The organism is Polymorphobacter megasporae (assembly GCF_018982885.2).
Classification (GTDB): Bacteria; Pseudomonadota; Alphaproteobacteria; order Sphingomonadales; family Sphingomonadaceae; genus Polymorphobacter_B; species Polymorphobacter_B megasporae.
This window is the reverse complement of record NZ_CP081848.1, coordinates 3,140,839-3,155,347: the sequence shown is the minus strand read 5'-3', so window position 1 is coordinate 3,155,347 and position 14,509 is coordinate 3,140,839. Positions and strand designations below refer to the sequence as shown.

The following is a 14,509-nucleotide window of genomic DNA, read 5'->3' as shown; positions in this document are numbered from 1 at the left end:
CAATCCTCTTAAGAAACCGCAGGCAAATAAATCTCGCTGCCCTTCTCCTTGAACAGCTCGCTCATCTCCGCCATCCCGGCCTCGGCGACATCGCCCGCTGCGACCATCTCTCCCGTGTTCATCCCCGCCGCATACTCCCGCACTTCGCGCGTGATCTTCATACTGCAGAACTTCGGGCCGCACATGCTGCAGAAGTGCGCGGTCTTGGCGCCTTCGGCGGGAAGGGTCTCGTCGTGGTATTTGAGCGCGGTTTCGGGGTCGAGGCTGAGGTTGAACTGGTCGCGCCAGCGGAAGTCGAAGCGGCTGCGGCTCAGCGCGTCGTCGCGGAGCCTTGCGGCCGGATGGCCCTTGGCCAGGTCGGCGGCGTGGGCGGCGATCTTGTAGGTGATGACGCCGACCTTGACGTCGTCGCGGTCGGGCAGGCCGAGGTGCTCCTTGGGGGTGACGTAGCAGAGCATCGCGCAGCCGAACCAGCCGATCATCGCCGCACCGATCCCGCTGGTGATATGGTCGTAGCCGGGCGCGATGTCGGTCGTCAGCGGCCCGAGGGTGTAGAACGGGGCCTCGCCGCAGACTTCGAGCTGCTTTTCCATGTTGACCTTGATCTTGTGCATCGGGACGTGCCCCGGGCCTTCGATCATCACCTGGCAGTCGCGCGCCCATGCGACCTTGGTGAGTTCGCCGAGCGTTTCGAGCTCGGCGAACTGGGCGCGGTCGTTGGCGTCGGCGATGCTGCCGGGGCGCAGGCCGTCACCGAGGCTGAACGAGATGTCATAGGCGCGGGCGATCTCGCAGATCTCGTCGAAGTGGGTGTAGGTGAAGTTCTCCTTGTGGTGCGCGAGGCACCATTTGGCGTGGATCGAGCCGCCGCGGCTGACGATCCCGGTGACGCGCGCCGCCGTCAGATGGATGTAGGCGAGGCGGACGCCGGCGTGGATCGTGAAGTAATCGACGCCCTGCTCGGCCTGCTCGATCAGCGTGTCGCGGTAGATTTCCCACGTCAGGTCTTCGGCGATGCCGCCGACCTTTTCGAGCGCCTGGTAGATCGGCACGGTGCCGATCGGGACCGGCGAATTGCGGATGATCCATTCGCGCGTGGTGTGGATGTTGCGCCCGGTCGACAGGTCCATGACGGTGTCGGCCCCCCAGCGGGTCGACCAGACGAGCTTCTCGACCTCTTCCGCGACGCTGCTGGCGACGGCGGAGTTGCCGATGTTGGCGTTGATCTTGACGAGGAAGTTGCGCCCGATCGCCATCGGCTCGGCTTCGGGGTGGTTGATGTTCGACGGGATGATCGCGCGGCCGCGGGCTATCTCGTCGCGGACGAATTCGGGGGTGACATAGTCGGGGATGCTCGCGCCGAAGTCCTCGCCGTCGCGGATGCCGGCAAGGTTGGCGCGGCCGATGTTCTCGCGGATCGCGACATATTCCATCTCGGGCGTGATGATGCCGCGGCGGGCGTAGGCGATCTGGGTGACGGCGTGGCCTGACTTCGCCCGCAGCGGCGAGCGCTGGACGTGGGGGAAGGCTTCGCTGTTGGCGCGGGCGTCGAGGGTGGCGCGCCCGGTCAGGCCGTTGTCCTCGGGCTTCACTTCGCGACCCAGGTAGCGCTCGACGTCGCCGCGTGCCTCGATCCACGGGCGGCGGAGTTCGGGCAGGCCTTGGTGGATGTCGATGATGGCGGCGGCGTCGGTGTACGGGCCGCTCGGGTCGTAGATGCGGACGGGGGGCTCGTTCGCGGTCGCCTCGAGGACGACTTCGCGCATCGCGACACGGAGGTCGGGGAACAGCTGTCCGGCGACGTGGATCTTGCGCGACCCCGGCAGCGGGCCGGTGGTGACGGGCATTTCGATCGGGGAGTTGATGTCGGCCATGCGTCGCGCTCCAATTCAGGAGAACGCGCGGGGTGTTGCCGCGACGCCCTCCCTCCGCCGGGGTCAACCGGATCAGGTTCAGCGGGTCGCAGTCGTCAACTGCCTCTCAGCCGGTACGCACCGGCCCCCCGGGGACGACGTGGTTGTACGCCGATGGCGGCGGGGGTCAATGCGTCAGGCGGCCTCGCGGCCTCAGTGCGTCAGGATGGCGTCGCGATCGGGCAGCAGCTCTGCCGCCCACCCCCGGTCGGTGCCGCACACCTTATCCCAGAAACGGAAATACAGGCCGTAGTTGCAGCGGTAGTGGCGGTGGTGGAGGTGGTGGTGCGACGCGGTGATCATCACCCGGCCCCACGCTCCGGCGACCCAGCTTGGCGGGTAGATCTCCCAGCCGATGTGGTTAGACACGCCGTTGAAGGTCATGATGGTGAGCACCGCCATCAGCGCGCCGATATGGATCGGCACGACGAAGACCAGCGCCGGGATCAGCAGCGCCCCCGAAAGCGCCTCCCACGGATGGAACGACATCGCCGCCCACGCGGTCGGCGGGCGGCTGGCGTGGTGGGTCGCGTGGACCGTGGCGAACACCTTCGGACGGTGCATCCAGCGATGGGTCCAGTAGAAATACGTGTCGTGGACGAACAGATAGATCAGCACCGATAGCGGCACGTAGAACCATCCCGCCAACGATGGCGCCCCGCTGTAGATCGCGGTCAGCCCATAATCGTGCCACGCGACCCCCGCGAGCCCCGCCGGCACGCCGTAGATCGCCGCCGACACCAGCGACCAGCCGATCTCCCGCCGCACCTGCGCCCCGCGCTTCGCCGCCACCGGCCCGGCATCGGGGTGGAGGCAAAGGGTCAGCGCCGCGAACGCGCCCGACACCGCGAAATAGCGGACGGCGACGATCGCGGTCATGCCGAGCGCGGCAAGGAGGAGGGTGGCGAACACCGGGCGAGGATAGCGCGCGCGCGCGACGGCGTCACCCGCGCAGAGGGCGGGGCAGTGTCGCAGCGGGTTTCCCTTGGCAGCGGCCTCCCCCCGGCAGCGGCCCGAAGATGAACGTTACGGAACGATCATGTTCAACCACGTTTCATCTCGCGGCGCGCAAAAGCGCGTCCTCGGTCGATCACGACCGATGACAACAGGAGGATGCCATGAAGCTCGTTCTTATCGCCCAAGCCGCGACGATCGCCTTTGCCGCGACGATCGCCGTGCCTGCGACGGCGCAGACGACGACCAGCTCGACGACCGTGACCAACCACGAATCGACCAGCGAAACGACGCCTGCGGTGGTCGTCCATCACCATCCCAAGCGCCACAAGGTCGTCCACCATCGCGCCCCGGCGACATCGGTGACCTCGTCGACGGTCAAAACCCCGACTAGCGCCACGACGACCACAACCGTCACGACGCCGCATTAGCGCCGCCGTCCGCCGTCTGCCGCGTGTCCCGGCAGACGGCAACGCGGGTCTAGGCCGGCCAGCGCTTCTGGATCATGCCGCCGAAGCCGCAATCGCCAACGATCAATGTCCCGGGGCGGCCGAGCCGGGTGCGACAGGCGGCTTCAAAGCCGCATAGAAGTCGTTGCCCTGGGCGGACCCGGCAAGGACATAATTTGCTCCGGGCGATGACGAGTCCCTGGTTTTCCAGGCGACCACGTTTGCCGGGATACGCGCTTCGGGCGGCGGCGACGCTTCGGTGGCCGCCAGAATCGCGTTGTCGACGAAGGTGATATAGTCTTTCGACCGGCGGTCATGCGGGGCGTTGGCGATGCCAACCGATTCGGCAATGTTCTTCGCGATGTGCGGCGGCAACTTGGGATAGTCGCCGAACCCTGCGAATTGCGATCCGACGGAGATAACGTCGATTTCCGACTTTGCCCCGCGCGGCGCGCCGTACTGGTGGCCGAAACGCAACCTGTTCTCGATGACCTGTCGCATGAAGCGCATCGCCTTCAGGCTCTATTCGGGATCGTAGCTCGCTGCAGATGGTGACGCAGTCTCGGCCAGCAGTACCCGTTCAAGTGCGCCGGCAACGCTGGTTTCGGGATCGAGCTTGATCATCTGCCCTGCCGTCGAATGCTGACGTGTTCACCGTGGGCGCGGCATTGTGCCTCGACATCGCGGACCCACGACAGCGTGACTTTATACGTGCTCAACTGATCCGACGGCGAACGGACGATGTCGCGGCGAAGGTTGAGCGGGGTGTGATACAGCAGGGTCGCGTCGCTGATGGCCGTGTCCCTGGCTGCCTGCCAGCGATAGAGGAGGTGCTGGCGTGGCCAAATCGCATAAGCGATTGGATCATGGTCACCGCTGTCGCGCAGCACGATGCAGAATTCGGCGATTCTGTCGTGGCCGCGATCGGCGACGATGTGCTGCAATTCGCGGCGTAGTCCGGGGAAACCGGGCGTATCGCCCACCCTTCGCCACTCCCCTGCTGCCGCATAAGCCGTCGCAGTGCCGAGCGACGACGCGATGACGATCAGGCAACAGGACTTAAACACACCGTATCGCATGGGCACTCCACCAAGCGGTCGCAGACGGTTAGCAGCTTTGCATCCGCCGGGCGAGGGCGCTCGTCCGCGACGACTGCACAGGCTCGCCCCCGCGTCGCGGTTGCGCTACTCCGTCTGGCAATGGACTTCGACCTCATCCTCGCCGGCGGCGGCCTCGCCAACGGGCTGATCGCATTGCGGCTGGCGAAGCTGCGGCCCGAGATGCGCGTCGCGATCGTCGAAGCCGGGGCGAGCATCGGCGGGAACCACACCTGGTCATCGTTCGAGGCCGACATCACCCCCGAACAGGTCGCGTGGACCGCGCCGCTGATGGCGCATCGCTGGGACCGCTACAGCATCCGGTTTCCGGCGCACTCGCGGACGTTGGTGTCGGGGTATCGCAGCGCGACGAGCGAGCGGGTGGCCGACGCGATCGCGGCCACGCCGGCGACGGTGTTGACGAGCAGCTCGATCGCGGCGCTGACGCCGACGTCGGTGACGCTCAGCGACGGGCGGGTGTTGACCGCAAGGGCGGTGATCGACGGGCGCGGGCAGGGGGCGCAGCGCGGGGCGACCCCGGCGCTCGACCTGCGCTCGCAGAAATTCCTCGGCATCGAGGTCGAGCTGACCGCGCCGCACGGGCTCGACGGACCGGTGATCATGGATGCGACGGTGCCGCAGCACGACGGCTACCGCTTCGTCTACACGCTGCCGTTCGGGCCGCGGACGGTGCTCGTCGAGGACACGTATTATAGCGACGGCGCCGACCTTGCCCCCGACATCCTGCGCAGCCGCGTGTTCGACTATATTGCCGCGCAGGGGTGGACCGTCGCGCGCGTGCTGCGCGAGGAGGTCGGCGTCCTGCCGATCGCGCTCGACGGCAACATCGGCGCGTTCTGGGACTCGGGCGACGCGGGAGTGCCGGTTGTCGGCCTGCGCGCGGCGCTGTTCAATCCGATTACCGGCTATAGTTTTCCCGATGCCGTCCGCGTCGCCGACCTCGTCGCCGGGCTGCCTGAGCTGACGCCGGCCGCGCTATATGCCGCGCTGCGACACCACAGCGAATCGACGTGGGGCGCCCGGAAATTCTACAGGTTCCTCAACCGGATGCTGTTCGACGCGGCCGAGCCCGCCGAGCGTTACCGCGTGCTCCAGCGTTTCTACCGGCTTGACGCCGCGCTGGTCCGCCGGTTCTACGCGGGGCGGTCGACGACGTGGGATATGCTGCGGACACTAATCGGGCGGCCGCCGGTGCCGCTCGGGCGCGCGCTCGGCGTGCTGCTCAAGTCTTGAAGGGCGATTGCGTGAAGGCGACGAATTCCATGACGACAGGGCCGAAGACGGCAGCGGTGATCGGCAGCGGCTTCGGCGGGCTCGCGCTCGCGATCCGGCTCCAGTCGGCGGGGGTCCAGACGACGCTGATCGAGCAGCGCGACAAGCCCGGCGGCCGCGCCTACGTCTTCGAGGACAAGGGCTTCGTCTTCGATGCCGGGCCGACCGTCATCACCGACCCGTCGTGCCTCGAGGAGCTGTGGGGCCTGTCGGGGCGCAAGCTGTCGGACTATGTCGAGCTGATGCCCGTCACGCCGTTCTACCGGCTGATGTGGGAGGACGGCTACGTCTTCGATTATTCGAACGACGACGAGACGCTGTTCGCGCAGATCAAGGCGAAGAACCCGAAGGACGTCGCCGGGTACAAGAAGTTTCTCGACTATTCCGAGAACGTCTTCCGCGAAGGCTATGAAAAGCTTGGCCACGAGGCGTTTCTCGACTTCGGCACGATGATGAAGGCCGCCCCGCAGCTGATGCGCTACGAGGCGTTCCGGTCGGTCTATGCGATGGTCAGCCGCTACATCGAGGATCCGCAGCTGCGCGAGGCGTTCAGCTTCCACTCGCTGCTGGTCGGCGGCAACCCGTTCAAGACGAGCGCGATCTATGCGCTGATCCACGCGCTCGAAAAGAAGTGGGGCGTGTGGTTCCCGCGCGGCGGCACCGGCGCGCTGGTCAAGGGCATGGTCAAGCTGTTCGAGGACCTCGGCGGCACGGTCATGATGGGCAACGGCGTCAAGGCGATCCGCGCCGAGGGGGCGAAGGTCACCGGCGTCACCACCGCCGACGGCTGGTCGGGCGACTTCGACGCGGTCGCGTCGAACGGCGACATCGTCCACACCTATCGCGACCTGCTGGGTGACCACCCGCGGGGCAAGCAGGCGGCGGGGATGATGAAGTGGAAAAGCTTCTCGCCGTCGCTGTTCGTCGTCTATTTCGGCCTCAAGCGGAAGCATCCTGAGATCCGTCACCACACGATCGTCTTCGGCAATCGGTATCGCGAGCTGCTTGACGACATCTACAAGAACGGCGTCGTCGCCGACGATTTCTCGCTCTATCTCCACCACCCGACCGCGACCGACCCGGCGATGGCGCCCGAGGGGTGCAGCGCGTTCTATGTCCTGTCGCCGGTCCCGCACATGGGCAAATACAAGGGCGACTGGGAAGTCGAGGGCAAATTGTACGCTGACCGCATCCTCGACACGCTCGAGGCGACGATGATCCCCGGGCTGCGCGACGACCTCGTGACGATGCGGACGTTCACGCCGAAGGACTTCGCGGTCGAACTGAACGCGCACCTCGGGTCGGCGTTCAGCCTCGAGCCGGTGTTGTGGCAGAGCGCGTTCTTCCGCACCCACAACCGCGACGACGTCCTGTCGAACCTGTATTTCGTCGGCGCGGGGACGCATCCCGGGGCGGGCATCCCGGGAGTCGTCGGCTCGGCCAAGGCGACCGCGAAGCTGATGATCGCCGACCTCGGCGCGCGCCAGCCGGGCGTCGGGCATAACAGCGTGTCGCTGAAGAGTCCGGCGCTGGCGGCGGAATGACCGACGCGCTCGTCGCGGCGAGCCGGGCGTCGATCGAAAAGGGGTCGAAGAGCTTCGCGCTCGCGTCGCGGCTGTTCGACCCTGTGCTGCGCGACCGGGCGACGCTGCTGTACGCGTGGTGCCGGTATGCGGATGATGTGATCGACGGGCAGGACGCGGGGTACGGGCGCGTCGAGTATGCGGGGACTCCGGCGGAGCGGTTGGCGGCGTTAGAGGCGGGGACGCGACTTGCTCTGAGCGCGGGCCGGGATTCAAGCACTCACTCCCTAATTCGTCATCCCGGCGAAGGCCGGGACCCACCGTCGAGCGCAACGCGAAATTCGGAGCTTGCCACCACCGTGGGTCCCGGCCTTCGCCGGGATGACGATCAAGGGGTCGAGCGAGAAACACGGGATGACGATCAAGGGGTAGGGGAAGCCACGAACCTTCCCTTCGCCGCACTCGCCCGCGTCGCTGCCGAGACCGCGATGCCCGAACGCTATCCGCTCGACCTGATCGAGGGTTTTCGCTCCGACGTCGAGGAGCGCGCGTTCATCACCTTCGACGACACGCTGACATACTGCTACCACGTCGCCGGGTGCGTCGGGGTGATGATGGCGATCGTCATGGGGGTCGCCCCCGGTGACCGCGCGACGCTCGACCGCGCGTGCGATCTCGGCATGGCGTTCCAGCTCAACAATATCGCGCGCGATGTCGTCGAGGATGCTGGTAACGGGCGATGCTATCTCCCCGCGATCTGGCTCGCCGAGGCGGGGCTGACGCAAGCGACCTACGCAAGCCCCGAAAATCGCGCCGCGCTCGCGACCGTCGTCGCGCGCCTCGTCGACGAGGCCGAGCGATACGAAGCGTCGTCGCGCTTCGGCACCCCCGCGCTGACCCGCCGTGCGGCCTGGGCGGTGCTCGCCGCCGCCGACATCTACGGCGGCATCGGGCGGAAGGTGCGGGCCGAAGGCGCTGTGGCGCTCGACCACCGGGTGACAACGTCGCGGGCAGAGAAATTATTGGCGGTGGTGCGGACGTTGCCGCTGTCGTTCAGCCGTGCCCGCCGCTGGCCGGCTCCGGGGCCATCTCGCGCCGGACTTTGGACCCGGCCTTACCCTGCGACGACCTGAGCCGCCCGCCGCCGTTGGCCTCGAGCTTGGCCAGCAAGTCACGGACCGGCGGCGCGTAGATAAAGCCGAACGACACCGTCCCCGCCCGCGTCTCGACGACATGGTGGAGCCGGTGCGCCTGGACGATGCGCTTCATGTAGCGGCTGCGCGGCACCCACGACACCGGCACGCGGCGATGGACGATGATGTCGTGAAAACCGAAATAGATCACGCCATAGCCGGTGATCCCGACCCCAAGCCACATCAGCGCGCTGCCGAAGCCGAGGACGGTGCCGGCAAAGATCAGGGCGATCGCCGGAGCCGCGCCCATCACCGCGAACCAGTCGTTCGCCTCGAGCAACCCCGACCGCGGCTCGTGATGCGATCGGTGGAGCCCCCACATGAAGCCGTGCATCACCCAGCGGTGCGCGACATATGCAACCGCCTCCATCGCCGCGAGCGCCGCGAGTGCGACGGCGACACCCTCGCCCGTTGTAACGTTGAGGTTCATGTCAGCGTCTATAAAAGGTCGCAGGGGGGTTTGCATCCCCCACGTTTCGACGCAGGGATATCGCGTCAGGAGTTTATCACGCAGTGTCAGCCGTCGCGACCGTCCTTCGATCCGATCACCGCGCGGGCACCGGCCACGCGATCGCTGCGGGCATTGCCGGGGCGTGGCTGGCGATTCACTTTGGCGGCATCTTCGCGTTTCCGCTGACGACGGCGAGCCTCGTCTGGGTCGTTCCGCTCGTGCTCGTCCAGACATGGCTGTCGACCGGGCTGTTCATCGTCGCCCACGACTGCATGCACGGCTCGTTCGCGCCAGGGCGGGCTGCGGTCAACCGCACCGTCGGGCGGCTGGCGCTGATGTTCTACGCGGGGCTCGACTACGATAAGATGCTGCCGAACCATTTCGCGCACCACCGCCATGTCGGCACCGAGGCCGACCCCGATTTCGACGCGGCAAACCCGACGCGGCCGGTCAAGTGGCTCGCGCGGTTCTTCGGGACCTATTATTCGCACTGGCAGATCGTGCGGATCGTCGTCGTTCTCGGATTTTACCAGCTGATTGGCGCGTCGCTCATCAACATCATCGTCTTCTGGGCGATCCCGGCGCTGCTCGCGCTGCTCCAGTTGTTCTGGTTCGGGACGTTCCTGCCGCATCGCCACGCGCACGATGTCTTTCCCGACCGCCATAATGCGCGGAGCTCGCGCTTCGGGCCCTGGCTGTCGGTGCTGACGTGCTTCAACTTCGGCGGCTATCACCACGAGCATCATCTCCACCCGCACGTCGCGTGGTGGCGCCTGCCGGCGACGCGGACCGAGGGGAAGGCGTGAAGCGATTCGCCGTCATCGCGCTGGCGCTGCTCGCAAGCTGCGCGACCCCCGCCGAGCGGATCGCCGGCAAGCTCGAGTCGGTCGGCGTGCCGCCACCGCAGGCGCGCTGCATGGGGAGCAAGCTCGCGTCGCGATTGAGCTATGGCCAGCTCGAGGAGCTGAACCGCGTCGTCAAGGACAGCGGCGGCGACCATCTGACGTTGAACAAGTTGGCTCGCCGACTGGGCAACGCCGATCCGGTCATCGCAGCGCGGCTGGTCGAGACGGGGTTGACCTGCGCCTTGGGGTAGACTTGGCTGTCGCGGCGACAAGCTGATTGAACGTCGCGCGCCGTCAATTTTGCTGCGGCTATCTCCCGCGCGAATTGCCTCGGCGGCTAATAGCGTCCGGGTCGGAGTCCAACGACGACACCCAGTAAGCCGAGAACGATTGCCCCGATTGCCGGAATAAGCGGCAGGATCACCTGCGACCACGTCGACCAGAACGTCGCAACGATCGCGGTCCCGCGCGGGTCGGAAGCGAGATAGCGCAGGGGCATATGGCTGCCGATCCGTTGCGATCCCATGCCGTTTTGGTTGTATCGCATCGTCTGACCATCCGCCGTCGCGAATTCGATGAGCGGGTGCGGTTCCGACATGACGTCATGCTCCTCACCGCGGTCGGCCACGACCGTCGCTGTCGTCGAGATCGCCTGCCGGTTGAATTCGATCACCTGCCACGCCTGCCAGGCGGCGAATGCGAGCAACGTAATGCCGATCACCAGCAACACGATTCGGCTCGTGCGACCGCTCAATTCCCCGCTCACGGCCTGTCTACGCCGCATCCTCGAACTGCAACCGCGCCAGCTTCGCGTACAACCCGCCCTGCGCGATCAGCCGGTCGTGCGTGCCCTGCGCGACGATGTGCCCGCCGTCCATGACGATGATCCGGTCGGCGTTGCGGACGGTTGCCAGACGGTGTGCGATGACGAGGGTCGTGCGGCCCTCCATCAATTTCTCGAGCGCGCGCTGGACGAGGCGTTCGGATTCGGCGTCGAGCGCGCTCGTTGCCTCGTCGAGCAGCAATAGCGGCGCGTCGCGGAGGATCGCGCGGGCGATCGCCATGCGCTGGCGTTGGCCGCCCGACAGCCGCGACCCCGCCTCACCGAGGAAGGTGTGGATGCCCTGCGGCAATGCGCGGAGGAAGTCGTCGGCGTGTGCGGCCTCGGCGGCGGCCCACACCTCGGCCTCGGTCGCGTCGGGGCGGCCGTAGAGGATGTTCTCGTAGGCGCTGGTGGCGAAGACGACGGTTTCCTGCGGCACCACGGCGATGCGTGAGCGGACGTCGATCGGGTCGGCTTCGGGCAGCGCAACGCCGTCGAGGCGGATAACCCCCGACTGCGGGTCGTAGAAGCGCTGGACAAGCGCGAACAACGTCGACTTGCCCGCGCCCGACGGCCCGACGACCGCGACCGTCTCGCCCGGCGCGATGTCGAGAGTGAAGTCGATCACCGCCGGGGCGTCGGGCTTGGTCGCATAGTTGAAATTGACGTGGTCGAGCGTCAGGCGGCCCATCGCCGGCAGCGGCAGCGCGACGGGATGCGCGGGAGCGCGGATGTCGGGGGTCGCGGCGAGCAGTTCCTCGATCCGCCCCGATGCCCCGGCGGCGCGCATGAAGTCGCCATAGGTCTCGGTCAGCGCGCCGAACGCGCCCGCGACGATTGCGGCGGTGAACAGGAAGGCGGTGATCGTGCCCCCGGTCATCCGCCCGGCGACGACGTCGGCGGCGCCCTCCCACAGCACGAGGGTGATCGCGCCGAAGATCAGGAAGATGACGATGCCGGTCATCATCGCGCGGACTCGGATGCGGCGCTTGGCGGCGTCGAAGGTCGCCTCGACCGCCTCGCCGAAGCGTGCCGCCTCGCGGACCTCCTGGGTAAATGCCTGGACCACTTTGATCGCGCCGAGGACCTCGGCGATGATCGTGCCAATGCTGGCGATGCGGTCCTGGCTCGACCGCGACAGATCGCGGACGCGACGGCCGAGGACGATGATCGGGATGATCACCATCGGGATGACGAGGAGCATCAGCCCGGCGAGCTTGGGGCTGAGCGCGATCATGTAGACCAGCCCGCCGATACCCATGAACGCGTTGCGCAGCGCGACCGACGCCGAGGTCGACACGACCTGCTCGATCACCGCGGTGTCCGAGGTCAGCCGCGACGCGATCTCAGACGGGCGGTTCTCCTCGAAAAAGCCGGGGTCGAGCGACAGCAGATGCCGTTGGACGGTGCGGCGAAGGTCGGCGACGACGCGCTCGCCGATCCAGCTGACGTAATAAAAGCGGACTGCGGTGGCGATGCCCTGGACCGCGACGACCCCGAGCAGCGCCCAGAAATACGGCGCGATAACCGCCGGGTCGGCGCCGGCATGGAAACCCTTGTCGACGACGAGCTGCAAGCCCTTCGGCACCGCGAGCGTCGATCCGGCCGCGACCGCGAGCGCGACAAGCGCCATCGCGAGGTGGCCGGGGTAGACCTTGACGAAGCGCCATAGGATGATGAGCTTCGACAGCTTGCGCGACGGCGGCGCAGCATCTTTAGTGGTGGCGATGGCCATTTAATATCCTGTCGGAGCGACGGTGCGCCCCATAAAGCGGAGCCGCGTCAGCCAGACGTGGACGTCGAGCCCGGCGGCGGCGTGGGTCGCGCCGGGGTAGACCATCAGGTCGAACGGCTTGTTCGCCTTTTGCAACTTGGCCATCAGCGCGGTCGAATTCTCGAACACGACATTGTCGTCCGCCATGCCGTGGATGAGCAGGAGCGGGCGCTCGATATCGGTCGCGGTCGTCAGCGCATCGCTCGATGAATACGCCTTGGGGTCGGCCTGCGGGGTGCCGAGATAACGTTCGGTGTACGCGGTGTCGTACAACTCCCAGCGCGTTACCGGCGCTCCAGCGATCCCGGCGGCGAACGCGGTCGGCGCGGCGGCGAGCAGCTTCAACGTCATGTAGCCGCCGTAGCTCCAGCCGTTGACGACGACCTTGTCGGGGGCCGCCCACGCCTGCTGCTTGACCCACGCCAGCGCGGCGAGCTGGTCGTCGACCTCGGTTTTGCCCATGCTGTGGTAGAGGACGTCCTCGAATTTCTTGCCGCGGTGGGTCGATCCGCGATTGTCGACCTGGAACACCGCCCAGCCGTGCTGGACGAGATATTCGTTGATCGGCGCGGGCCACGCGTGGTTGATCGACTGGACCCCGGGACCGCCATAGACGGTGAAATAGACCGGGTGCGGCCCGGGCGTCGTCGGTTTGAACAACCGGTAATGCAGCGGGGTGCCGTCGGCAGCGGAGATCGTGCCGAACTCCGGCGTGACATGCGCAGCGAGGAACGGCGCGTACGGGTGCGCCGCGTTCAGCGTATTCTCCTCGATCCATGCGCGGCGATTGCCGGCGGCGTCGGCGAGCCACGTTTGCGCTGGCTGGGTCGGGGTCGAGCGGGTGATCAGCGCGGCGGTCCCGCCCTTGTCCATCGCGACTTCATGCCAGCCGCCGGGCGCGGTGATCCGCACCGGCGCTCCGGGCGCGAGGTAGTCGACGACGTACAGGTGCTTTTCGAGGACGGTGTCGGCGTAGCCGGTGAAGAAGACCTTGTGCGCCTTCTGGTCGATCCCGATGACATCGTCGACGACCCAGTCGCCGTGCGTCAGCACGGTCAGCTTGTTGCCCGCGCGGCGGTACAGATGCGCGAAGCCGGTGCGCTCCGACCCGATGATCTGCGAGCCGTCGTCGAGCGCGGTGAAGTCGTCGTTGAGGTTGACCCACGTCTTCGACGTGTCGGTCAGGATGACGTGCGCCGCCCCCGTCGCGGGGTCGACCTGGAGGATATCGAGCCGCTTCTGGTCGCGCGACAGGCGTTGCACGAACAGCGACTTGCCGTCCGCCGCCCAGTCGACACGGGCGAGGTAGATGTCGAGGTCTGGGCCGAGGTCGGCCTTGACCCGCGCACTCCCATCGGGGGCCATCAGCCACAGCTCGACGTGGGCATTCGGCGTCCCCGCGGCGGGATAGCGCTGCGCGTAGACCCGCGTGCCGTCGGCGCCGATCGCGGCGCGCTGGACGACCTGCACCCCCGATTCGTCGACGCGCTCGACTGCGACCCGGTCGTCGGCGGGCGACCACCATGTCCCGGTGAAGCGGTGGAGCTCCTCTTGCGCGATGAACTCGGCGGCGCCCCAGCCGATCGTGTCCGAGCCGTCCTTGGTCAGCGCGGTCTCGGTCTCGGCGTTCAGGTCGAGGACAAAGAAATTGCGGTCGCGGACGAACGAAGCAAAACGGCCCTTCGGCGAAAGCTGCGCGTCGGTCTCGGTCGCCGCCGTCTTGGTCAGTTGCTTGACCGACCCGTCGAGTCCAGCGAGCCACAGGTCGCCGTCGATCGGCACGAGCAAATGCTGCGAATCGGGGGCCCAGCTGTAACTGGCGATTCCCTTGATGCTGGCGATCCGCTGGCGCTCGCGGTTCATCCGCTCGATTTCCGACAATGCCGCGCCGGTCCCGAGCTTCGTTGAATCGACGAGCATACGCGACGTCCCGGTGGCGACGTCGACCGCCCACAGGTCGTAGCGATCCTTGTCGTCGGGGCGTGGCTTGAGCAGCGTCGCGTATTTGCCGTCGGGCGATAGCTTGAGGACGCGCGGGGCGGGGCCGCTAAGCGATGGCGACGCGAAGACGCGTTCGAGCGTGAGGTCGGCTGCGGATGATGCTGTCGCGATGGTCATCGCCGCCAGCCCGATAAGTCCCGCCAAAAACGCCCGCATCCGGTTGTACCTGCCCGTCTCACCGCGGTGTCCTACG

14 protein-coding genes and 1 riboswitch are annotated in these 14,509 nt (G+C 67.0%); of the genes, 6 read left to right on the top strand and 8 right to left on the bottom strand.

Annotated features, from left to right (window positions below):
- Positions 1–8: 8 nt before the first annotated feature.
- Together thiC and KTC28_RS14745 are read right to left on the bottom strand one after the other, a co-directional pair.
- Positions 9–1,874 (bottom strand): phosphomethylpyrimidine synthase ThiC, encoded by a 1,866-nt coding sequence (gene thiC, locus KTC28_RS14750; RefSeq protein ID WP_216707896.1) that lies wholly within the window; start codon positions 1,872–1,874, stop codon positions 9–11.
- Positions 1,875–1,906: 32 nt separating this feature from the next.
- A riboswitch (TPP riboswitch) is annotated at positions 1,907–2,015 on the bottom strand.
- Positions 2,016–2,066: 51 nt separating this feature from the next.
- On the bottom strand, positions 2,067–2,825 hold the full coding sequence (locus KTC28_RS14745) for a sterol desaturase family protein (RefSeq protein WP_216707895.1): 759 nt from the start codon (positions 2,823–2,825) through the stop codon (positions 2,067–2,069).
- 206 nt (positions 2,826–3,031) lie between these two features.
- Here KTC28_RS14745 and KTC28_RS14740 point away from each other — a divergent pair, with 206 nt between their 5' ends.
- Positions 3,032–3,298 (top strand): hypothetical protein, encoded by a 267-nt coding sequence (locus tag KTC28_RS14740; protein WP_216707894.1) that lies wholly within the window; start codon positions 3,032–3,034, stop codon positions 3,296–3,298.
- A 102-nt stretch (positions 3,299–3,400) separates the two neighbouring features.
- Here KTC28_RS14740 and KTC28_RS14735 read toward each other — a convergent pair whose 3' ends face one another.
- Both KTC28_RS14735 and KTC28_RS14730 read right to left on the bottom strand, forming a co-directional pair.
- On the bottom strand, positions 3,401–3,817 hold the full coding sequence (locus KTC28_RS14735) for a hypothetical protein (RefSeq protein WP_216707893.1): 417 nt from the start codon (positions 3,815–3,817) through the stop codon (positions 3,401–3,403).
- 119 nt (positions 3,818–3,936) lie between these two features.
- The gene (locus KTC28_RS14730) at positions 3,937–4,299 is read right to left on the bottom strand and encodes a hypothetical protein (protein ID WP_216707892.1); all 363 of its coding nucleotides are present in this window, start codon (positions 4,297–4,299) and stop codon (positions 3,937–3,939) included.
- Between the two features lie 216 nt (positions 4,300–4,515).
- Between KTC28_RS14730 and crtY the strand changes: the two genes are divergently transcribed.
- Genes crtY through KTC28_RS14715 form a run of 3 tightly spaced genes read left to right on the top strand, consistent with a single transcriptional unit; the run spans position 4,516 to position 8,362 of the window.
- Positions 4,516–5,667 carry a lycopene beta-cyclase CrtY gene (gene crtY / locus KTC28_RS14725; RefSeq protein WP_216707891.1) on the top strand — a complete coding sequence of 384 codons (1,152 nt, stop codon included), beginning with the start codon at positions 4,516–4,518 and terminating at the stop codon, positions 5,665–5,667.
- Positions 5,668–5,696: 29 nt separating this feature from the next.
- Positions 5,697–7,250, top strand: coding sequence for a phytoene desaturase (locus KTC28_RS14720; protein ID WP_216707890.1), 1,554 nt, complete (start codon positions 5,697–5,699; stop codon positions 7,248–7,250).
- On the top strand, positions 7,247–8,362 hold the full coding sequence (locus KTC28_RS14715) for a phytoene/squalene synthase family protein (protein ID WP_216707889.1): 1,116 nt from the start codon (positions 7,247–7,249) through the stop codon (positions 8,360–8,362). Before KTC28_RS14720 ends, KTC28_RS14715 begins: the two co-directional genes overlap by 4 nt.
- On the opposite strand, the gene KTC28_RS14710 is transcribed toward KTC28_RS14715, so the two are convergent.
- Positions 8,283–8,852 carry a sterol desaturase family protein gene (locus tag KTC28_RS14710; RefSeq protein WP_216707888.1) on the bottom strand — a complete coding sequence of 190 codons (570 nt, stop codon included), beginning with the start codon at positions 8,850–8,852 and terminating at the stop codon, positions 8,283–8,285. The genes KTC28_RS14715 and KTC28_RS14710 overlap by 80 nt on opposite strands.
- 83 nt (positions 8,853–8,935) lie before the next feature.
- On the opposite strand from KTC28_RS14710, the gene KTC28_RS14705 reads away from it, so the two are divergent.
- Positions 8,936–9,679, top strand: a complete 744-nt coding sequence (locus KTC28_RS14705) for a fatty acid desaturase (protein ID WP_255602054.1) — start codon at positions 8,936–8,938, stop codon at positions 9,677–9,679.
- Positions 9,676–9,969 carry a hypothetical protein gene (locus KTC28_RS14700; protein ID WP_216707887.1) on the top strand — a complete coding sequence of 98 codons (294 nt, stop codon included), beginning with the start codon at positions 9,676–9,678 and terminating at the stop codon, positions 9,967–9,969. Before KTC28_RS14705 ends, KTC28_RS14700 begins: the two co-directional genes overlap by 4 nt.
- Before the next feature lie 86 nt (positions 9,970–10,055).
- Here the strand turns inward: KTC28_RS14700 and KTC28_RS14695 are convergent, their stop codons facing one another.
- Genes KTC28_RS14695 through KTC28_RS14685 form a run of 3 tightly spaced genes read right to left on the bottom strand, consistent with a single transcriptional unit; the run spans position 10,056 to position 14,472 of the window.
- The gene (locus tag KTC28_RS14695) at positions 10,056–10,448 is read right to left on the bottom strand and encodes a DUF3592 domain-containing protein (RefSeq protein ID WP_216707886.1); all 393 of its coding nucleotides are present in this window, start codon (positions 10,446–10,448) and stop codon (positions 10,056–10,058) included.
- Between the two features lie 43 nt (positions 10,449–10,491).
- Positions 10,492–12,276 carry an ABC transporter transmembrane domain-containing protein gene (locus tag KTC28_RS14690; protein ID WP_216707885.1) on the bottom strand — a complete coding sequence of 595 codons (1,785 nt, stop codon included), beginning with the start codon at positions 12,274–12,276 and terminating at the stop codon, positions 10,492–10,494.
- The gene (locus KTC28_RS14685) at positions 12,277–14,472 is read right to left on the bottom strand and encodes a S9 family peptidase (RefSeq protein WP_216707884.1); all 2,196 of its coding nucleotides are present in this window, start codon (positions 14,470–14,472) and stop codon (positions 12,277–12,279) included.
- Between the last annotated feature and the right edge of the window lie 37 nt (positions 14,473–14,509).